General features: G+C 47.1%; 19 protein-coding genes. 15 read left to right on the forward strand and 4 right to left on the reverse strand.

Annotated features, from left to right (window positions below):
- The first annotated feature begins 219 nt into the window (after positions 1-219).
- The 3 genes from QEZ41_RS04800 to QEZ41_RS04810 are packed head-to-tail and all read left to right on the forward strand — an operon-like array spanning position 220 to position 1,871.
- Positions 220-1,029 (forward strand): CbbQ/NirQ/NorQ/GpvN family protein, encoded by an 810-nt coding sequence (locus QEZ41_RS04800; protein WP_434556791.1) that lies wholly within the window; start codon positions 220-222, stop codon positions 1,027-1,029.
- Positions 1,007-1,591, forward strand: coding sequence for a cytochrome c oxidase subunit 3 family protein (locus QEZ41_RS04805; protein ID WP_289410251.1), 585 nt, complete (start codon positions 1,007-1,009; stop codon positions 1,589-1,591). The genes QEZ41_RS04800 and QEZ41_RS04805 overlap by 23 nt, the downstream gene beginning before the upstream one ends.
- 4 nt (positions 1,592-1,595) lie before the next feature.
- Positions 1,596-1,871: a cytochrome C oxidase subunit IV family protein gene (locus tag QEZ41_RS04810; protein WP_289410252.1), complete on the forward strand. Its 276-nt coding sequence runs from the start codon at positions 1,596-1,598 to the stop codon at positions 1,869-1,871.
- Here QEZ41_RS04810 and QEZ41_RS04815 read toward each other — a convergent pair.
- The gene (locus QEZ41_RS04815) at positions 1,843-2,487 is read right to left on the reverse strand and encodes an SCO family protein (RefSeq protein ID WP_289410253.1); all 645 of its coding nucleotides are present in this window, start codon (positions 2,485-2,487) and stop codon (positions 1,843-1,845) included. The genes QEZ41_RS04810 and QEZ41_RS04815 overlap by 29 nt on opposite strands.
- Before the next feature lie 201 nt (positions 2,488-2,688).
- Here QEZ41_RS04815 and rarD point away from each other — a divergent pair, with 201 nt between their 5' ends.
- Positions 2,689-3,594, forward strand: a complete 906-nt coding sequence (gene rarD / locus QEZ41_RS04820) for an EamA family transporter RarD (protein WP_289410254.1) — start codon at positions 2,689-2,691, stop codon at positions 3,592-3,594.
- A gap of 14 nt (positions 3,595-3,608) precedes the next feature.
- Here rarD and QEZ41_RS04825 read toward each other — a convergent pair whose 3' ends face one another.
- Positions 3,609-5,555 carry a methyl-accepting chemotaxis protein gene (locus QEZ41_RS04825; RefSeq protein WP_289410255.1) on the reverse strand — a complete coding sequence of 649 codons (1,947 nt, stop codon included), beginning with the start codon at positions 5,553-5,555 and terminating at the stop codon, positions 3,609-3,611.
- Between the two features lie 373 nt (positions 5,556-5,928).
- Between QEZ41_RS04825 and nosR the strand changes: the two genes are divergently transcribed.
- From nosR to QEZ41_RS04870, 9 genes are all read left to right on the forward strand, one after another.
- Positions 5,929-8,106 carry a transcriptional regulator NosR gene (nosR, locus tag QEZ41_RS04830; RefSeq protein WP_434556792.1) on the forward strand — a complete coding sequence of 726 codons (2,178 nt, stop codon included), beginning with the start codon at positions 5,929-5,931 and terminating at the stop codon, positions 8,104-8,106.
- Positions 8,107-8,145: 39 nt separating this feature from the next.
- On the forward strand, positions 8,146-10,062 hold the full coding sequence (gene nosZ, locus QEZ41_RS04835; protein WP_289410256.1) for a TAT-dependent nitrous-oxide reductase: 1,917 nt from the start codon (positions 8,146-8,148) through the stop codon (positions 10,060-10,062).
- Positions 10,063-10,131: 69 nt separating this feature from the next.
- Positions 10,132-11,514 carry a nitrous oxide reductase family maturation protein NosD gene (locus tag QEZ41_RS04840; protein WP_289410258.1) on the forward strand — a complete coding sequence of 461 codons (1,383 nt, stop codon included), beginning with the start codon at positions 10,132-10,134 and terminating at the stop codon, positions 11,512-11,514.
- Complete coding sequence (locus QEZ41_RS04845; RefSeq protein ID WP_289410259.1) at positions 11,511-12,422, forward strand: ABC transporter ATP-binding protein; 912 nt, start codon at positions 11,511-11,513, stop codon at positions 12,420-12,422. The genes QEZ41_RS04840 and QEZ41_RS04845 overlap by 4 nt, the downstream gene beginning before the upstream one ends.
- Positions 12,419-13,249 (forward strand): ABC transporter permease, encoded by an 831-nt coding sequence (locus tag QEZ41_RS04850; protein ID WP_289410260.1) that lies wholly within the window; start codon positions 12,419-12,421, stop codon positions 13,247-13,249. Before QEZ41_RS04845 ends, QEZ41_RS04850 begins: the two co-directional genes overlap by 4 nt.
- A gap of 22 nt (positions 13,250-13,271) precedes the next feature.
- Entirely contained in the window at positions 13,272-13,916 is a 645-nt protein-coding gene (locus QEZ41_RS04855) for a nitrous oxide reductase accessory protein NosL (protein WP_289410262.1), read from the forward strand.
- Positions 13,917-14,245: 329 nt separating this feature from the next.
- On the forward strand, positions 14,246-14,965 hold the full coding sequence (locus tag QEZ41_RS04860; RefSeq protein WP_289410263.1) for a 16S rRNA (uracil(1498)-N(3))-methyltransferase: 720 nt from the start codon (positions 14,246-14,248) through the stop codon (positions 14,963-14,965).
- A gap of 345 nt (positions 14,966-15,310) precedes the next feature.
- On the forward strand, positions 15,311-15,709 hold the full coding sequence (locus tag QEZ41_RS04865) for a DUF4878 domain-containing protein (RefSeq protein WP_289410264.1): 399 nt from the start codon (positions 15,311-15,313) through the stop codon (positions 15,707-15,709).
- On the forward strand, positions 15,709-16,347 hold the full coding sequence (locus tag QEZ41_RS04870; protein ID WP_289410265.1) for a YiiX/YebB-like N1pC/P60 family cysteine hydrolase: 639 nt from the start codon (positions 15,709-15,711) through the stop codon (positions 16,345-16,347). The genes QEZ41_RS04865 and QEZ41_RS04870 overlap by 1 nt, the downstream gene beginning before the upstream one ends.
- Before the next feature lie 9 nt (positions 16,348-16,356).
- On the opposite strand, the gene QEZ41_RS04875 is transcribed toward QEZ41_RS04870, so the two are convergent.
- Positions 16,357-17,328: an arsenic resistance protein gene (locus tag QEZ41_RS04875; RefSeq protein ID WP_289410266.1), complete on the reverse strand. Its 972-nt coding sequence runs from the start codon at positions 17,326-17,328 to the stop codon at positions 16,357-16,359.
- A gap of 211 nt (positions 17,329-17,539) precedes the next feature.
- On the opposite strand from QEZ41_RS04875, the gene QEZ41_RS04880 reads away from it, so the two are divergent.
- Positions 17,540-18,472, forward strand: a complete 933-nt coding sequence (locus QEZ41_RS04880; protein WP_289410267.1) for a LysO family transporter — start codon at positions 17,540-17,542, stop codon at positions 18,470-18,472.
- Here the strand turns inward: QEZ41_RS04880 and QEZ41_RS04885 are convergent.
- Complete coding sequence (locus QEZ41_RS04885; RefSeq protein ID WP_289410268.1) at positions 18,462-19,031, reverse strand: YceI family protein; 570 nt, start codon at positions 19,029-19,031, stop codon at positions 18,462-18,464. The genes QEZ41_RS04880 and QEZ41_RS04885 overlap by 11 nt on opposite strands.
- Positions 19,032-19,145: 114 nt before the next feature.
- On the opposite strand from QEZ41_RS04885, the gene QEZ41_RS04890 reads away from it, so the two are divergent.
- Positions 19,146-20,366, forward strand: a complete 1,221-nt coding sequence (locus QEZ41_RS04890; RefSeq protein ID WP_289410269.1) for an RtcB family protein — start codon at positions 19,146-19,148, stop codon at positions 20,364-20,366.
- The last annotated feature ends 38 nt before the right edge of the window (positions 20,367-20,404 follow it).

Genomic DNA, 20,404 nt, shown 5'->3' on the forward strand with positions numbered 1-20,404 from the left:
GAACTCTGCGAGTGGTGCGAAAATCTTATTGTTAGGGTAACTGTTCTTGTATGGGTGTTTTGTAGTTTGGGTAGCTTGCTAACCATGTTGACAATAATGCTAAAGAAAGGCTAAACAATCACCCTTGATGGCAATCAAGTTAACTGCGCTCTTTAATTGTCTATAGAGTGACAAGGTAGTTAAGCTGTCTAAAACCCAGTCAAGCAGTAGGATATGGTTATGCAAGAACAATCCAGCGCAATAATTGAAACAACTCCCTATTATCAAAATATAACCAACGAAGAAGAGATTTTCCGTCAAGCTTGGCAACATCAGCTTCCGGTCTTAATTAAAGGACCTACAGGCTGCGGTAAAACGCGCTTTGTCCAGTACATGGCCCACGCTCTCAACTTACCCCTGTACACAGTTGCCTGTCATGACGACTTAAGTGCTACAGATTTGGTAGGCAGGCATTTAATAGGTGCCGACGGAACCTGGTGGCAGGATGGTCCATTGACACGAGCCGTACGTGAAGGCGGTATTTGTTATTTGGACGAGGTGGTGGAAGCACGGCAGGATACAACGGTAGTGCTGCACCCATTGGCGGATGACCGTCGCGAGCTCTTTATTGAGCGTACCGGCGAAAGTTTACGTGCTCCCGACAATTTTATGCTGGTGGTGTCGTATAACCCCGGGTATCAAAATCTGCTTAAGGGTATGAAACCTAGTACCAGACAGCGCTTTGTAGCAATGCGCTTTGACTACCCTAGCTTTGAGCAAGAAGTCCATATTGTGGCCACCGAGGCCGGAGTCGATGAGAAACTAGCCGCTCAATTGGTGCGGTTAGGTCATGCGATTCGACGTCTCGAAAACCATGACTTGGAAGAGGTTGCCTCGACAAGGTTGTTAATTTTTACCGCGCGTATGATTAAAGCAGGCTTGCCTGTACGCCAAGCATGCATGGCCTGTTTGGCTGAGCCTCTAACCGATGACGCACAAACTGTTGCCGCACTCATGGATGTAGTCGATGTCCACTTTCACGTTGACTGAACAACCGAAACATAAGCTGCCGGGTGATTTGGCTATGTGGATTTTTATCCTAGCCGAATTGGCAGCTTTTACGTTATTCATTCTTGCTTTCAGTATTACGCAACTACTTAAGCCTGAGATGTTTACGCTTGGGCGCGCACAGCTGGACAGCTCGACCGGCTTTGCGATGACCGCAGGTTTGTTGAGCTCTGGTTTTTTAGCAGCGTTGGCGGTTGAACGCGCGCGCAAAAACAAAGCACGGCAAGGCAGTCTGTTGCTGATAGCTGCTATTGCCAGCGGCATGGTTTATGTTGTGCTGAAAATCAGCGAATACAGCCACTTGGCCAGTCTTGGTTTTGATCTTGAATACAATACGTTTTTCACTCTGTATTGGTTGACCACGGCTTTTCACTTTCTGCATGTGCTATTAGGTCTAACAGTGCTGAGTTTTTTGAGCTGGCGCTGCTGGAAAAATGTCTATAACGCACAAGAACACGCAGGGATGGAGTCAGGAGTAATGTACTGGCATATGGTGGATCTAGTCTGGGTGATTATCTTCCCGCTGGTTTATTTATTGGGTTAACGGCATGAAGCAAAAAAGCAACGAAGTGGTTTTGTTGGTCTGCTGGGTCGTGCTCATGCTGGCCACTATGGCGACCGTATACTGGGGCGCACAACAAAGCACACTGGCGCTGCAATTGGCAGCAATTTTAGTCATCGCCGTTGTAAAATCCGGGGTGATTATTGATGGCTTTATGGAGTTGCGCCACGCGTCCGTGCGTTGGCGCATGATTATGTATGGCTGGCCTGTGGCGATGAGTGTGGTAATCGCTGTTACTTTGCTTGCTGCACAAGCCGGTTAAATTGCTGCGCTACTTGTTCTATTTTGAACGGCGCTTGGACAAAACCAAAGTGTTGTCCCGCCGGACTGATAATAGCTAAATTGCCGCTGTGATCGACCGTGTAACCGGGTTGATTGGTATCGCCGGGAATAAAGGGAATACCCAGCGCGTTACTAAATTTTTGCACATCCGTCATATCTCCTGTAAACCCCTTAAAGTCTGGATGGAAAAAATTAAGATAAGCTCTGAGTTGCTGGGGCGTATCGCGATTAGGGTCGACGCTCACCATAATAAATTCAACCTGTTGCTGTGCTTGGGGTGTGAGCAAGCGGTGTATTTGTCGCATTTCAGCGAGGCTGGTTGGGCAAATATCTGGGCAATAGGTATAGCCGAAATAAACCAAATACCATTTATCTTTAAGCTCGGTTGTGACAATAGGCTCGTTGTTGCTGCTGTCAAAGCTTAGTGTGGGAATGTCTCTAGGTTTGGGCAAAGCGATGATGCCGGCAGCACGCAACTCTTCGTTGTGCTGATCAGGGCTGGGTGATTTGATGTTGGCGGCTGCGTAAATAATGATTAGTACCAACACCAAACTGGTGGTTGCGAGTAAAGCAAGCTGGATGGAGTTGCGCGACATTTGGAGATTCCTGACTGATAAACGGTGACAAATACGTTATCACAGCAGGCTATGATTCCAATAGGCTGTGACTTTGGGCCGCTATCATACAGCCGCATGCGAACCCTAGCTGCTGCACCTGTGTTGAGCTAACGTGTAGAGTCTAAAGACGGCAAAACAAGAACCGTGTAAAATGCGCTTTTAATAGCAGGCTAACAGTAAATGAATCCAACAGTGAATCCCCGTCGTGGTTATGTGCTTGGCCTTACGGCTTACTGCGTGTGGGGTATGTTTCCTTTGTACTTTAAGACGCTTGAAGGGACTCCAGCGATTGAAGTAGTGATGCACCGTATTATTTGGTCTGCAATTTTCGGCGCTTTTTTATTGCTGATTTGGCGTCACCCCGGCTGGTTAAATGAATTAATTAAACACCCTAAGCGTTTGCTGGCTTTGGTGCTGTCAGGCTGCTTAATCGCCAGCAACTGGTTGACCTATGTATGGGCGGTACACAACGAGCATATGGTAGAGGCCAGTTTGGGGTATTACATTAATCCGCTGGTGAATGTGATGCTGGCGCTGGTGTTTTTGCGCGAAAGCCTAAGGCGCATGCAGTGGATGGCTTTGGGACTTGCTGGCCTAGGTGTCAGCGTGCAAATTTGGCAACTGGGTACAGTGCCGTGGATTGCATTAATTTTAGCTTTTTCTTTTGGTCTTTATGGATTGATCCGCAAGCAAGCACCTGTGGCAGCTTTGCCTGGGTTGGTGGTTGAGACCTGGATGCTGTTGCCCGCTGCTTTGATTTGGCTGTGGTTAAGCCCGGAAGCGGTGGCAGCACAGCCTGGATTTTGGGGCAGTAAAGAGATGCTATGGTTGGCAGCGGCAGGACCTATAACGCTATTACCGCTGCTGTCCTTTAATGGTGCGGCTAAACACCTGCCGTATTCGACCATAGCTTTTTTGCAGTACATCACCCCCACGGTGCTTTTATTATTGGCGGTGCTGTTGTTCGGAGAACCCTTCACTGCCAGTGCCTGGCTTAGTTTCGCCTTTATTTGGGCCGCACTGGCAGTTTATAGTTGGGATGCATGGAGGATTTTACGTCGCACCCGAAAAACGGGTGTTATTTAGAGGCTCCTTAGTCCTTATTTGCTCTTTTGTTCAATCTGTCCTAGTAGATGAACAACCTTTTCAGATAACGGCTCAATTTGCTGGTACAGCTGTTCAGCCTCTACAAGCTTGTTACTTTCACGCAGCTCAATAATTTGTCTGATTATACTGTGCAGTTCGGCGTGCGGAGCATCTAGGTTTTTCATTTCAGGCAAGTGTCCATACTGTTTTAACCCTTCGCCGAAATACCACTTGCCCAGAGCGCAATCCTTGTGCGAAGTTGCTTCGGCGCGCGTCAGGCTGCCTTTGTTATCAAGGTAGGCGCGCAACCGACCTTTCCAAGCGACGTGGGCAGTTTTTGCGGCGGTTAAATCAACCCCTTTTACGTTGGAGCGGAAGTGGGCGGTCAACGTGCGCAGTCTATCCATCTGCTCATGAATCTGTGCGGTAGCTGTAACAGTATCGTTGGCGTCAATACTGGTTTTTTCAGCAATGCCAGTGATGTTGGTAATCGAGCTATCCATTTCAGCTGCCACCTGACTTTGTTCTTCTGCAGCTGTAGCAATTTGGGTGCTCATTTCAGTAATCGAAGTAACAGACTGCACAATGTTATCCAGTGCGCTATCAGCTGCGGTCGTATCGTCGATCGTGGCCTGTGTTTGTTCCTGGCTTTCTGCCATTAAGTCAGCTGCTCGACGTGATTGGTTTTGTAAGCGTTCAATAATGGTACGAATGTTTTCAGTAGACTGCTGGGTACGCTGCGCCAGTGTACGTACTTCGTCGGCTACTACAGCAAAACCACGGCCCTGTTCGCCAGCACGTGCAGCTTCAATGGCAGCGTTTAATGCCAGTAAGTTGGTTTGTTCGGCAATGGCGCTAATCACCTGCATGACCTGACCTACTTCATGACTATCCTGTTGTAGCAGTTGCATGGCTGCAGAGCCTTGTTCGACTTTATCGGCCAGCTCTCTAATGCTGCGGATAGTTTGCGTAACTATTTGACGGCCGTTTTGTGCTTCTAATTGCGCTTGTTCAGCTGCTTCGGCGGTCAACACAGTATTGTGAGCAACTTCTTGCACGGTGGCCGCCATTTCATTCATGGCTGTGGCTACTTGGTCGATTTCGCTGTGCTGGGATTGAACACCGCGCGCGGTTTGCTCTAGTCGTTGCGCAACACCATCAATAGTTGTGCTTACTTCGGCTGTTGCTTGCATAACGCCGCCGACCAGTTTGCCAATATGGGTCACCATATCGTTATAGGCCGTGAACATTTGCCCTACTTCGTTATCTAAGCGGTCAATTTCAAGCGTGTGGGAAAAATCGCCTGCTCCAACTGAGTAAAGGTGTTCTCGTAATCTGTGCACCTGATTCATAAGCACACTCATACCGAAAATTCGTCCAAAGGTGACGAGGATTAAAATAATAACGGTGGAGCCAAAGGCTACATAGAGTTGTTGTTTGGCGTCAGCTTGCGCTAAGGTTTCCATCATCATTACTGCGGCGTTCATTTCTTTTAGAACTATGGGTGAGCGTTCGTGAATTGCGCTTAGATACTCAGGGTTGTGTTGCTCTACGTAATTGATGATGGATTGTTTGTAGTCTTGCCAGAGGTGCTCCACTTTTTTAAGTTGCGCAACAACCTCAGGGTCAGTAATGGCGCTCATGCCGCGCTCTTTATTACCTGCTAACAAAGCTTGGTGAGCGTCATCAAACTGCTTCAGGGTGGCGAGCACTGTGGCTTTTTGCTCTAAGCCTGCGCCTGTAAGCAGCGCCTCTTTAGCCGCTTTTTGGCTAAGCATTCGCTGTGCCCCCGCCACATTTATGCTGGTCGCATCATCGCTGTGAGAGATTAATAGGTGTGCAGCTACAACAACAGTGAAAATGGCAATAAGTGAATACGAAAACAAAAATTGCTTATCAAGGCTGCGAATCCCTATGCCACGCAAAATGGCCTGTATGACGTCGGAAATATATTTTTTCATAGTGGCACCCAATAATTATTAGAGTTGGTTTTGGTCACGTGCTATAGGCAGACAGGTGTGTGAACCAGAGTCAAAATTTTAACTGCCAGATAACCATGCAGGTATTGTGCCATCATGATTATAGCGAATTGTCGCAGTCTTCTTTGCTGGGTTAGGCAGTATTGATGCTCGCATCTGGACAAGTGCTGTCATGGATCAGTGTATTGCATGCTAAAAAGGCGTAGCGCCAGTAGGGGGGATTGAGTGAGGTGCGAGTTTCAAAGATTTCATTCTTTGTAAACTAATAAAAAAATAAATTGATTGCGATCATGCGCCGCACACACATAGGCTGGGTTAGTATGAATTAAGTTACAAATGATAAGGCAGGAAAGCTATGACGGTTGCGGCACCCCAAAGCGCAGGAATTAAATACTTACGCCAAAGCTTCTGGATTTGGTTGTTAATGTTTTGGACAAGCTTGGCACTTGCCCAGCCACTGAGCCCGTTAGAGAGGCAGCGTATTGCTACAGTGCTGCCTGAAGTGAACGTTATTTCAGAGCCGGCAGAAGAGTTCGGCGTAAGAACGCTAAAAAAAGGCGACGAATTACAGGGCTACGCATTCGAAAGTATCAATGTCGTTAATATCCCTGCCTACTCGGGCAAGCCTATCAATATGCAGGTGGTGCTAGGTTTAGATGGCACCATCCTTGACGCTTACGTATTGCATCATGACGAACCTATTCTACTCATTGGTATTCCTGAGCAAAAACTGCACGATTTTGCAGCTAAATATCAAGGAATTAATGTTGAGCAGCGCGTAGTTATCGGGCGTACCAAAGATGAAACAGCGGTAACTATTGATGCAGTAAGTGGCGCAACGGTTACGGTAATGGTGGTTAACGAGATCGTCATGCGTGCTGCACACCGAGTTGCAGTGTCGCTGGGTCTGGTTGAAGCACACAGCGAGATTAAATCTAAGCCCGCTACTATCCTCAAAGACTATTTCAGACCATCAGATTGGCATACGCTGACCGGTGACGGTTCAGTGAGACGTATGCTGCTCAACCATGGTCAGGTTGATGATGCTTTTATCGGTACGGAAGCTGAAGGTGTTGAGGCGGTTGCTGAGGATCAACGAGATACACCCTTTATTGATCTGTATTTAGCGGACTTAACAGTGCCAACCATTGGCCGCAACATTTTGGGCGACAAGCAATACCAAGCGATTATGGAAGAGCTTAACGAGGGTGATCATGCCATGATGGTTGTGGCTAATGGTGACTACTCATTTAAAGGCTCGGGTTATGTGCGTGGCGGTATTTTCGACCGTATCCAGATGCGTCAGTTTGGTGAAGTTATCAGCTTTAGAGACTTGGATTTCTTCCGTCTCAGTGATGTGTATGCGCAAGGCATGCCAAATTTTACTGAGATGGGTATTTTTATTGCGCGCTCACAATACGCCGTGGACCCGGGCAGCCCTCTAAGCTTTGAGCTGTTGGTGCGCCGTCAAACCGGTCCCGTAGACAGTATTTTTACCAGCTTTGAACTGGGCTACCAGCTACCTGAAGAATACATTGATCGACCGGCTTTAACCGCTTCAGAGCAGGCCGCTATTGATGAAGCTAATCGTCCGCTGTGGCTGAGTGTTTGGTATCAAAAAAGCTTCCAAATATCGATTATCTCAATAGCGCTGATTGTACTGGTAGCAGTCTTATTTATGCAGGACTTCCTAGCGCGTCGTCCGGGTTTACTGCACACAATCCGAATCGCTTACTTGACCTTCACTGTGGTGTTTATTGGCTGGTATGCCTTGGGTCAAATCTCAGTGGTTAACGTGTTTACCTTTGTGCACTCATTTATGGGTGACTTTAGGTGGGAGACGTTTCTGATTGATCCCGTGATATTTATTATGTGGAGCTTTGTGGCGGTGAGTATTCTGCTCTGGGGTCGTGGAGTATTCTGTGGCTGGCTCTGTCCTTTTGGTGCCCTGCAGGAATTGATTAATGAAGCCGCACGCAAGTTAAAAGTTAAGCAGTATGAGTTGCCTTGGGCTGTGCACGAGCGCTTATGGGCGGTGAAGTACATTATCTTGCTGGCTCTGTTCGGATTGTCACTTGACTCCATTGCCACGGCAGAAAAATATGCTGAGGTTGAGCCATTCAAGACCGCTATTACGCTGCATTTTGTGCGTGAGTGGGGTTTCGTTCTCTATGCTGTTGTTTTATTGGTAATCAATATCTTTACCCGCAAAGTGTATTGCCGCTACATCTGTCCTTTAGGAGCAGCTTTGGCGATACCAACACAATTACGTTTGTTCGACTGGCTTAAGCGTCGCAAAGAGTGCGGTACGCCTTGTCAGTTATGTGCCGTTGAGTGTGAGGTGCAGGCGATTCACCCAGATGGACATATTAATGCCAACGAGTGTCACCACTGTCTGGATTGTCAGGTTACCTACTACAACGACGACCGATGCCCGCCGTTGGTGGCAAAAAAGAAACGCCGCCAACGTAATAAAGCTGCTCCTGAGGAGCCGCAAATCATTCCAGCCGTACAGCTGGATGTTTCGCCCTGACTTAGAAGAGTAAGGGTTTAATTTAGGAGAAAGTCTGTCATGAGTGATAAAAAAACAACAGAAGTTGAGAAAACAGGCCTTAGTCGCCGTGGATTTCTCGGCGCCACTGCAGTAACAGGCGCCACCTTAGCTGGTGCTACAGCTCTGGGTAGTTCAGTAATGACACGCGAGTCATGGGCTGCAGCGGTAAAGGATTCACAAAATAAAGTTCATGTAGGACCAGGTGAACTTGATGAGTATTATGGTTTCTGGAGTGGCGGTCACTCGGGTGAAGTTCGCGTATTGGGTATTCCATCCATGCGTGAGTTGATGCGTATTCCAGTATTTAATACCTGTTCTGCTACTGGTTGGGGCTTAACCAACGAAAGTAGAGAAGTGCTTGGTGATAGCGCGAAGTTCTTAAACGGTGACTCTCACCACCCACATATTTCCATGACCGATGGTAAGTATGATGGTAAGTACCTGTTCATTAACGATAAAGCTAACAGCCGTGTTGCACGTATTCGCTTGGACATTATGAAGTGTGACAAGATCACCACCATTCCAAACGTACAGGCAATTCACGGTTTACGTTTGCAGAAAGTACCTCACACAAAGTACGTATTCTGTAACGCTGAATTTATTATTCCGCACCCAAATGACGGTAAAACTGATTTTGCAAACTGGGATAAATCCAACAAGTACACCATGTATAACGCAGTTGATGCGGAAACCATGGAAGTAGCATGGCAGGTAATTGTCGACGGTAACCTCGATAACACTGATGCGTGTTACACAGGTAAGTACGCTGCTGCTACCTGCTACAACTCAGAAGCTGCGACTGATCTTGCAGGTATGATGCGTAATGAGCGTGACTGGGTAACTGTTTTCAATATTCCACGCATTGAAGAAGAAATTAAAAAAGGTAATTTTATTACCCTTGGCGACTCTAAAGTTCCTGTTGTTGATGGTCGTAAAAAAGACGGCAAAAACTCTCGTGTAACCCGTTATATTCCTACTCCTAAAAACCCCCACGGTTTGAATACTTCACCAGATGGTAAGTACTTTATTGCCAACGGTAAGCTATCTCCAACCTGTACTATTATTGCAATTGATAGACTGGACGACCTGTTTAACGACAAGCTCAAAGACGAGCGTGATGTAGTTGTTGGTGAGCCAGAGTTAGGCTTAGGGCCGTTACACACCACCTTTGATGGTCGCGGTAATGCGTACACCACGCTGTTTATTGATAGCCAGGTAGTGAAGTGGAACATCGAAGAAGCTGTTCAGGCATACAACGGTAAAAAAGTTAACTACATCAAGCAAAAACTCGATGTACACTACCAGCCAGGTCATAACCATGCTTCTCTGACTGAGTCTCGCGAAGCAGACGGTAAGTGGTTGGTGGTATTGAGTAAGTTCTCTAAAGACCGTTTCTTGCCGGTTGGCCCGTTACACGCAGAAAACGATCAGTTAATTGATATTTCTGGTGATGTGATGAAGCTAGTACATGATGGCCCTACCTTTGCTGAGCCGCATGACTGTATTATGGCGCGTCGTGATCAGATCAAGACCAAAAAAGTTTGGGACCGTGATGATCCATTCTTTGCTACAACGCGTGCCATGGCGAAGAAAGACGGCATTGATCTAGAAAAAGACAACAAAGTTATTCGTGAAGGTAAGAAAGTACGGGTTTATATGACCTCTTACGCTCCATCTTACGGAATGACTGAGTTCACCGTTAACCAGGGCGATGAAGTAACTGTAATCATTACCAACTTGGATATCATCGAAGACGTTTCACACGGCTTCTGTATGGTAAACCACGGTGTGAGCATGGAAATTAGCCCGCAACAAACAGCATCAGTGACGTTTATTGCTGATAAGCCAGGTATCCACTGGTATTACTGTAACTGGTTCTGCCATGCACTTCACATGGAAATGGTTGGACGCATGTATGTAAAACCAGCTAAGTAAGCTGGAATAATCCATGCGCTCCTTAATGGGGGCGCATGGTTTTTATTTTTAACCAAGTAAGGCTTGTGCATGGGTGTCAAACGTTTCATTCATACTGTGATTTGCTTTGTCGCTTTCTTTGCGACCAGCATGGCTATAGCAGCGCAAGTTCCAGACGTTCCAGACGTTCCAGAAGCAGCCAATCATTTACAGCTTCATGCGATTCAAGCAGCACCTGAAGCAGACACAAGTCTCATCTCTATAACAACACTTCCTATAGAACAAATTAATGAGCATGTATGGCGCTTGCCGGCTGGTGTGTACCACGGCAACTTTGTCATTGATGTTCCCATTCAACTTGAATGCGCCGCAGGTGCGATCTTCAATGCAAATGGACATAAAAACGCAATCAACATCCGTGCCCATGATGTAACACTTAAAAAATGCCAGATTGAAAACTGGGGGAGCAACCTCACCAATATGGAAGCAGGTGTTTTTGTCGAACGCACGGCAAGAAATGCAAACATAGTAGAGAACTCCTTAAAAGGGCAAGGTTTTGGGCTCTGGGTTGATGCTACTAGAGACGTAAGCATTATCCGCAACCAAGTCCAGGGCGATGACAATCTGCGTACCCAAGACCGTGGCAACGGCATCCATTTATTTGCAGTACGTGATGCCACTATTCAAGGCAATGAAATTTGGCATGTGCGCGATGGGATTTATATCGAAGCCTCCAACGACAATATTATCGACGGCAATAATTTGCGTGATATGCGTTACGGCATTCACTACATGTTTTCCAATCGCAACCATGTAACCAATAACAGCACCACGCGCACGCGTACAGGCTACGCACTGATGCAAAGCCGCCAGTTAACTGTGCTTAACAACCGCTCTGACCACGACCAGAACTATGGCGTGCTACTCAATTACATCATTAATTCAACTATCCAGAATAATTATGCCACCGATGTGCAGCCCGGTTCTGGAGATGGTGTACATATCAGCGGTGCCGAAGGTAAAGGGCTGTTTATTTATAACTCCCTGTTTAATACCGTGTCGGGTAACTCTTTTGTCAACAGCGCCTTGGGTGTGCATCTCACCGCAGGTTCTGAGGATAACAAGATTTACGACAATGCCTTTATCAATAACCAACAGCAGGTTAAATATGTCGCCATTCGTTATCAGGAATGGTCACATGAAGGTCGTGGCAACTACTGGAGCGACTATTTAGGCTGGGATCGTAATGACGATGGCATAGGCGATGTGCCCTATGAACCTAACGATAACGTAGACCGATTGCTGTGGACTTATCCGCAAGTACGCTTGCTAATGCACAGCCCTAGTATTGAACTGCTACGTTGGGTGCAGCGGGCGTTTCCCGTGGTGAAATATCCAGGCGTGCAAGATAGTTATCCGTTAATGCGACCACCACAAAGGTTGCCGACAGCGTCACAAGGAACACAACAATGACTGTAGTGGTAGAACTCAAACAGGTGCAGCAAAGCTATGGCGACTTGCAGGTGCTGCACGATATGAATTGGCAATTACGTGCCGGAGAGGTGCTGGGGCTGTTTGGCCATAACGGTGCAGGAAAAACCACCACGGTGCGGCTTATTTTGGGTTTAATCCAAGCATCTTCAGGCCAGGTGCGGGTGTTGGGTGGTGAGGCCAGTGAGTCTCGAGTTCGCCAACAAATTGGTTTTTTACCTGAAAACGTGATGTTTTATCCGCAACTGACAGGTCGTGAAACGTTGCAGCACTTTGCACGTTTAAAAGATGCACCGCTTGCACAGGTAGATGCGTTGCTGGCGCAAGTGGGCCTTACTGCTGCCGCCAGCAAGCGTGTGAAAACCTATTCAAAAGGAATGCGCCAGCGTTTAGGTTTGGCGCAAGCACTGTTAGGCGAACCTAAATTACTAATCTTAGATGAGCCTACCGTGGGGCTTGACCCTATTGCTACACAAGAGCTGTACCGACTTATTGGCCGGCTTAAAGATTCGGGAACCAGTATTATTATTTGTTCACACGTTTTACCGGGTGTGGAGTCTTATATCGATCGTGCCGTTGTGCTGGCGCGTGGTTATTTAGAGGCAGAAGGCAATCTCTACGAACTGCGCGAACAAGCAGGTTTACCGGTGCGAATTCGCGTGCAAGGCCTTGTTGGTGAGTTTAAACATCCAGAAGTGCAGGCGCAGCGACCGTTAAGTCAGGGCTGGCTCGAACTGAGCGTCAACCCCGCCGCTAAGCTGAGTGTAGTGCAGGAGCTGCTTAAGTTGCAGCCCAGCGATTTAGAAGTGCGCCCACCCTCACTTGAGGATATTTATATTTACTACATGGAAAAAGCGGGTGCCGTGGGTATTGCAGGAGTACAGCAATGAAGCAAATAATTCATATTGCTCGTAAAGAATTTAGTGATGGCTTGCGTAACCGCTGGATGTTGGCGATTAGTCTGTTATTTGCGGTGTTGGCTGTCGGTATTGCTTGGTTTGGTGCCGCTGCTTCAGGGCAGGTGGGCTTTACCTCTATCCCAGCAACCATTGCCAGTTTGGCAAGCTTGGCCACGTTTTTAATGCCACTAATTGCTTTGTTATTAGCCTATGACGCCATTGTCGGCGAGGAAGAAGGCGGTACATTGATGTTGCTGCTGACCTATCCGTTGACTCGCCGCGAACTGTTGCTCGGGAAGTTTGTTGGTCATGGGTGTATTTTAGGTATGGCCACTTTAATAGGTTTTGGTAGTGCGGCTGTGGCGATTGCATTGTTGGTACAGGATGTCTCCTACAGCACGCTACTGTTTGCATTTAGTCGCTTTATTTTCTCATCAACTTTACTTGGCTTAGTATTCTTAGCCTTTGCCTATGTACTGAGCAGCCAAGCAAAGGAAAAAACTACCGCGGCAGGGTTAGCGCTGGGTATTTGGTTTTTGTTTGTACTGGTATTTGACTTGGCTTTATTAGCCTTGCTGGTGGTGACTGAAGGACGAATTAATCCCGAATTACTGCCATGGTTGTTGTTGCTTAACCCTACCGATATTTACCGTTTGATTAATCTGGGTGGTTTTGAAGCTGGCGGTCAGGGGCTTGGAGTTATGGCATTGGCTAGTGACTTGCCGGTTGGTCAGTTAGCGTTGTGGTTATGTTTGGTGGTTTGGGCTGGCGTAGTACTGGGTTTAGCACATTGGCGCTTGACTAAGCGAGCGGCTTAAAATAATTAAAGGAGTTGTACCCATGAAAGAAACAATAAAAAAAGCATTAGGTTTTGGCGCAGTACTTTTCACAGCGCTGTGGTTAACTGCTTGTACAGAAGAAAATAAACCACAAGTGAGCACTGATCCGGTCGCCTTTCATGCGGGCGATGAGTGCCATGTATGCGGTATGTTGATTACCGAATGGCCGGGCGCAAAAGGTCAGTCAATCAATAAGCAAAATGGCGAAACACATAAATTTTGCTCTACTGTGGATATGTTTAGCTGGTGGTTGCAGCCAGAAAACAAAACCCTGCAAGCGCAGATTTATGTGCATGATATGGCTAAAACACATTGGGATACGCCAGAAGATGAGCACTTAATCGATGCACGCAAAGCTTGGTATGTTGTGGGTTCTGACATGCTTGGCGCTATGGGACCCTCGTTAGTGTCCTACAGCGATAAAGCAGCGGCTGAAAAGCTGGCGCATGATCGTGGTGGACGTGTAATAAGTTTTGAGCAAATTGATTTGGCGGTACTGAAAGAAATCGCTCAAGCGGGCCATGAGCACGCGGCTGAACACGGTGACAAAATGCAGATGATGCATGGCCAAGAAGATGCAGGACATGAGCATGAATCCATGGAACATGAGGGCGATGTAATCGAACATGATGAGCTTGCGCACTAAGTAGACGTCCGGCAATTTTATAGCCAGCTGGCGCGCAGGCTCAGCTTCTGTGGGAGCGCAACTCTTGCGCGAAGGATTCTCCAGTACCGCCTGAGCTGGTTGTATAGTCCACCTCGCACAGAAGCTACGCTTCAATAGGAGACTGGCTTAAAACTTGGCTCAGTGTTGGCGGCAAGGAAGTTGCTTGTAAACCTGTAGAAACCCACCTAACACATAGCCGCAACCTGCTATAACTCATCACACATCCACATATCACACCAGCGCTATGGTCGAGCCGCCATGGAATCTGCTATGGTTTCACGGTTTTTAATTGCATACGAGTGGGCGACATGGGGTATCAGCGTTTCTATGTGGCGCAGCCACTTAGTTTGGGCGAGCACGAACTGCCAGAGCAAACTGCACATTATATGGCCAGAGTATTACGTTTGGATGTTGGCGCTCGGATACAGGTTTTTGATGGCAGTGGCGATGAGTTTTTAGCCAAGCTAACACGGGTGGGTAAAAAATCTGTAACTGTGCAACTCACTGAAAAAATAGCGGGTTTAGCAGAATCACCCTTAAAGGTGCACCTGGGCCAAGGGCTCTCCAAGGGTGAGCGCATGGATTGGGCAATTCAAAAGGCAACCGAGCTAGGTGTCACACACATCACGCCATTGTTCACCGAGCACTGTGAAGTGCGTTTAAATAAAGAACGTGCAGAAAAAAGACTCGAGCATTGGCGGCAAGTTGCTATTAGTGCGTGCGAACAGTGTGGTCGTAGCCAAATCCCTATTATTCATCCAATCGAAAAGCTTGCCACTTGGGCAGATCAGCTCAACGCTGACTTAAAACTGGTGTTGCACCCGCAGGCTCAGCCTTTTGCCCAATACGCCGCACCTCAAACGCTGGCGCTATTAATAGGGCCTGAAGGTGGTTTAAGTGCGGGTGAGGTTGAACAGGTATTAACTCAAGGTTTTCAGGCGGTTAGCCTAGGACCAAGAGTATTAAGAACAGAAACAGCACCCATAGCTGCAATGGCAGTAGCGCAGCATTTGTGGGGTGATTTTTGAGCAGAGTGCTCGTTAATGAATCGATAGAGCCGCAGAGTTGGAAGCTATGACTAGAGATGTGAACGAATCAAATAAACGACCGCTATTTAGCACCCACTACAAGGTTTTTGCTGTGGTAGTGCTATTAAGTATTGTGACCGCCTTTTTTTTGTGAGTTAGTTCGCAAAAAAATGACAGTATCGTTTTTGGTAACGGTTTGCCTTAGTTAAGTGTGTAAGCTATACGCGACTAACTAATGCATTAGCAAGGCCGTTAAAGACCATGTGCTGTTCAGGGCGCTTTGTTTAGGCCGGCGCTGAGGTAGATTTTGGAAAAATTAACACATTAATTTAATAGGGAACCCTCATGTATCTGAATAAAGTAAAGCACTTTTTTGTACTGGCCATTGCTGTATTTATGTTTGCTTGTTCTTCGGGCTCAGGTCCAGAGAAAGTGGCTGAGAAGTATGTTAGCGCCATGATCAACGGCGATATTGAAACCTTTATGGCTGTGGTTCATTTAACTGAAGAAGAAAAACAGCAGTTCAATATGATGAAGGGCAAAATGAGCGAAATGCTTAAAGCCGCATCCGCTGCAGCTGAGTTGGCTGGTGGTGTTAAATCCATTAAGTCCACCACTACCAAATACAGCAGTGATAAGAAAATGGCCTCTGTTGCGGTTAAGTTGGAATTTAAAAACGGCACGAGCGAAGAAGAAAGCGTTAACCTGATCAGCACTAAGGATGGTTGGAAAGTTAAGCTGTAATGCATTGTTTGCCGAATAATAAAAAAGCCATCTGGGTAAGACATAGATGGCTTTTTTTATGTTTTCTTTTACTTAGCTGGCTGCTGTTAAACGGCTTAGCCGTTGCTCGTGATAACGCTGACTCGACTGGCATAACAGATACGCCGGCGCTTGCTGTGGGTGACTGGGTCTTTCGGCAAGGAACCTCGTTGGAAAGCTATTTGATTGCCAGCTTTGGTGCAGGTGATTTTTCCCATATCGGCATGGTGGTTGAGGTTGAGCCAGAAATACAAATACTCCATGCAACCACCGATGATCTACAAGCGCTCAGCAATCAAGTATTACTCTCTACTTGGCAGCAGTTTACCGATGTGAAATTAGCCAAGCGTGTTGCTGTAGCGCGGCCACAGTTTTTAAGCGCTGAGCAGCGTCAAAATATAAGCCGCAGTCTCTTGGCTGAGCTGGGCAAGCCGTTTGTGCTAGCTGCGCGTGATAAGCAGCATCTGTATTGCAGCACGATTTTGGCGGATGCGATAAAAAATGAATACCCAGCCTTTAACATCAACTGGAGTTGGCTTGAGCAGCCCCTGTTAAGAGGAGAGTATTTACACCCGGAAGCCTTTGCGGCGCACCATGAATTGGACTGGGTACTGCCTTAAATTTATCGGCTACTGTTGCTCGGGCTCAGCGGGAAACAAGTGTTCAGTGAGTTTTACATACCAAGCTGCAGATTGCACCTGGATAATATAGGCCAAGGCAATCAATAGCGCTGCTTGAGCACCGGCCTCGCCAAAGGCTGTCATGGACAATGCTAAAGCAATCGACAGGTTACGCATTACCGTGCCGTAAACCAAAGCAATGCCATTGCCGCGCGAAAGTGATTTGCGCGCCACAAAGGTACTCACCGCATAGTTAATGGCATACAACAAGACCAGCGGCACAATGATGTATACCACCAAACTGGGCGACTTAATAAGCTCAGGACCTTTAAGCGCCATGGCTACGAATACAATCCCGAGGACGCCAATGCTGGAGAGGATTGGGAAGTTAGGTGCTAGGTGCTTTTGAAAGTTTTCTTGGCCATAACGGCGTAACAGAACCGCACGCGTCAGTTGACCAGCAAACAAAGGAATGGCAATAAAGAATAGAATTTGTTGGAACACCAGCATCAGTTTAACGGGCAACTGAGCACCCAATAAAAGGTGCACATAAAAAGGCGTGAGCAATGAGCCGAGGAATAAACCGACCAAGGTGAGCTTGATCGCGGCCGGTACGTTACCTTTGGCAAAACCTGTCCAGGAAATCGTCATACCGCTAGTGGGTAATAGTGAGGTTAGTAGCAGACCTAGCGCCAGCTCGGGCTTATCAGAAAAAAATAAACGGCCTAGGATAAAAGCGACAAAAGGGATAAATAAAAAATTAATCACCAGCGCCCAAAACTGCACGCTGCCATGGCCAGACTCAAGCAGTTGCTTGGGTTTGATATTGACCATCATCGGGTAAACCATCAGCAAGGTGAGTGGTGTGATCAGCACGCTGAGGTTTGCGCTCGGCAGCCAAAAACCGGCAACCAGACCCAGCAATAAAAACAGCGGAATACTTAAGCTAAGATTTTGGCTTAACCAGCGAGCGACCTTCATACCAGGGTACCTTTTTAAAGCGAATGAATAGCTAGAGTATACAAATTAGCATATTAATTTGTCGGCTAAATTGCTTTTCTTCTCTGAGCTGACAAATATTCCCCGCGGTTGAACCTGCTATACTAGGCCCTCCAGCCCCAGCGTGATCTCTTGTCGCACTAAATTACTGGGCTACTGACTTCAATTTAATCAGCTCCCCAAGAGATACCTCGTGCTAGCTCCACTGACCAAAATACTCACTACTGTACTGCCGATACTGCTTTATTTGTTAGCAGGCTACCTATTGGGCAAACGACTGAGCAAGCCTGTAATTGGCTCGTTAGTCAAAGCGATCACGCCCGTGGTTTGGGTGATTTTGTTTGTGATTGGCATGGAGTCGGGTGAGGCTTTTAGCAGTTTTGCTTCTGGGATTAGCGTTTTAAAACAAGCCGCCATCTATGCGTTTACCATCAGTGTAGTGGTTTTTTTGTTGCTTTTGCCCTTCAATCAAAAAAACCAAACTGAAACAGAGGATACCAGCGCTTGGCTAGCACTCTGGTATCCGGTTAAAGAGTGCCTGATTGCTTTTAGCTTGGTATTGCTAGGTGCTTTTTTCTACCGTTTACACTGGCATGAGCATGCCGTAGGCGAGGTTTTATTTAACATTTCCTACTGGCTGTATGTGTTGTTGTTTTTCATCGGCTTAGATTTGGCTCAGGTGGCGATTAACCGCTCTTGGCTTGCACCGCGTGTCTTAGTGATTCCTGCCGTGGTGATGCTTGGTTCGATGCTGGCAGGCGTTTTGTTAAGCTGGATGACGGGTGAGCGCTTAATGGTTTCATTGGCGCTCAGCACGGGTTTTGGCTGGTTTAGCTTATCAGGCGCTTTGGCTGGACAGCATCTAGGCGAAGCTTACGGCAGTATTGCGCTGCTGAACGATCTGATGCGTGAGTTAATTGGTCTGACGGCCGTATTTATTTTGGGGCGTAATTATTCCAACAGCAGCATAGGGGTCTGTGGCGCAACGGCTATGGATACTACCCTGCCCTTTGTGCGTAAGGCGTGCAACTACGAGTATGTACCCACAGCTATTATTAGCGGTTTAATCCTGACCGTGGCAGCGCCATTTTTTATGCTGTTTTTTCTGAGTTTTGTTACTGTTTAACGGCCTCAACTTGGATGCTGAGCTTAACTTCTTTAGGTATACCTAACTCAACTAAATAATCCATGCCCCACTGGCTGCGGTCGATAACTGCTTCAAAATCACCACCACAGACTGTTGCACCGTCAAACATAGGGCTTTGATAACAGTTAAATTGTGTGGCCGTCAGAGTAACTGGATGACTTACGCCTAGCAGGCTGAGATCGCCCGTCACTTGCTGTGGCATGCCATCGACATAGTTCCACTCAGTGCTGGCGAATGTCATGGTGGGGAACTGCTCAACATTAAATAGATCGGCATTTTTTAGGTGTTCATTGAACTGCTGGTTACCTGTATTAACGCTCGCTACTGGAATAATAACTTTGAGCTGACCTGTTCCGCGTTGCGGGTCTACGGTGATGTCACCGGTGAGATTATAAAAGCCACCGTGGTTGGTGCTGGTACCAAAGTGGCCAATAGCAAAGCGTGCATTGGAGTGGTCTGGGTCTAGTTTGTAGGTATCAGCATAGGCAGCTGTAGATGAGATTATTGCTAAGAGCACAGGGGTGAGTATATTTTTCATTTTTTTACTCCACAGGAAATTATTAGTAGGCAAGCTTTATTGCTGCATGAACAAGCTTAAGACAGATAGTTTGCATAGTAGTGTCATGTTTGTATTAATTATTGAGGTAAGAGTATGTCTGGTTATCAAGTATTAAGCAGTCACCAGGGTGTGCCTATTAAGCTTTGGACGCAGGGCGTGCCGGTACAAGCAGAAGCTAAGCAGCAATTGCTCAATACCGCACAAATGCCGTTTATTTTTAGTCATTTGGCGGTGATGCCGGATGTACATTTGGGTAAAGGCTCAACCATCGGCAGTGTCATTCCCACGCAGAAGGCTATTATTCCAGCTGCCGTTGGCGTTGATTTGGGTTGCGGCATGATGGCGGTGCGTACTTCATTAATGGCAGAGGATTTGCCGGATAATCTGGCATCGATTCGTCGTGCTATCGAAAAGGCAGTGCCGCACGGGCGCAGCTTTGGTCGCGGTAAAAGAGACGTGGGTGCTTGGCATGAGCCGCCAAAGTCGGTGGATCAGGCATGGGCTAAGTTGCTACCCGGTTTTAAAAAAATTACCGCTAAGCACCCGCGCTTGGAAAAAACCAATAACCGCCTGCACTTAGGCACTTTAGGCACAGGCAACCATTTTGTAGAGCTGTGTTTGGATGAAACCAATCAAGTTTGGGTTATGTTGCATAGCGGCTCACGCGGTGTGGGCAATGCCATAGGCACAAGTTTTATTGAGTTGGCTAAGCAGGATATGCAGCGTCAACAAATGAATTTGCCCGATGAGGACTTGGCTTACTTGCAAGAAGGTAGTGCGTTCTTTGCCGACTACGTAGAAGCGGTCGATTGGGCGCAACACTATGCCAGAGTTAACCGTGAACTGATGATGGACCACACCTTGGCTGCCTTGGCACAAGAAATAGACACGCCCTTTACCAGCGTACAAGAAGCGATTAACTGCCATCATAACTATGTGCAACAAGAGCAGCATTTTGGACAACAGCTGTGGATAACCCGTAAAGGTGCTGTGTCTGCTCGACGCGGTCAATTAGGAATTATTCCAGGTTCTATGGGGGCGAAAAGTTTTATTGTCCGAGGCTTGGGGAATCAGCAAAGCTTTAACTCTTGCAGTCATGGTGCTGGCAGAGTGATGAGTCGTAACCAAGCCAAGCGCACTTTTACGGTAAAGGATCACCAACAGGCTACGGCTCATGTAGAATGTCGCAAGGATGCCGGTGTGCTAGATGAAACGCCTATGGCTTATAAAGATATCGATGCGGTTATGGCAGCACAGCAAGATTTAGTGGAAATTGTGCATACCCTGCGCCAGGTAGTTTGTGTAAAAGGTTAATGCGTTATGCCTAGGTTACTCAGTGTTGGCAAAAGGAT

This window comes from Thiopseudomonas acetoxidans, from assembly GCF_030362935.1.
Taxonomy (GTDB): domain Bacteria; phylum Pseudomonadota; class Gammaproteobacteria; order Pseudomonadales; family Pseudomonadaceae; genus Thiopseudomonas; species Thiopseudomonas acetoxidans.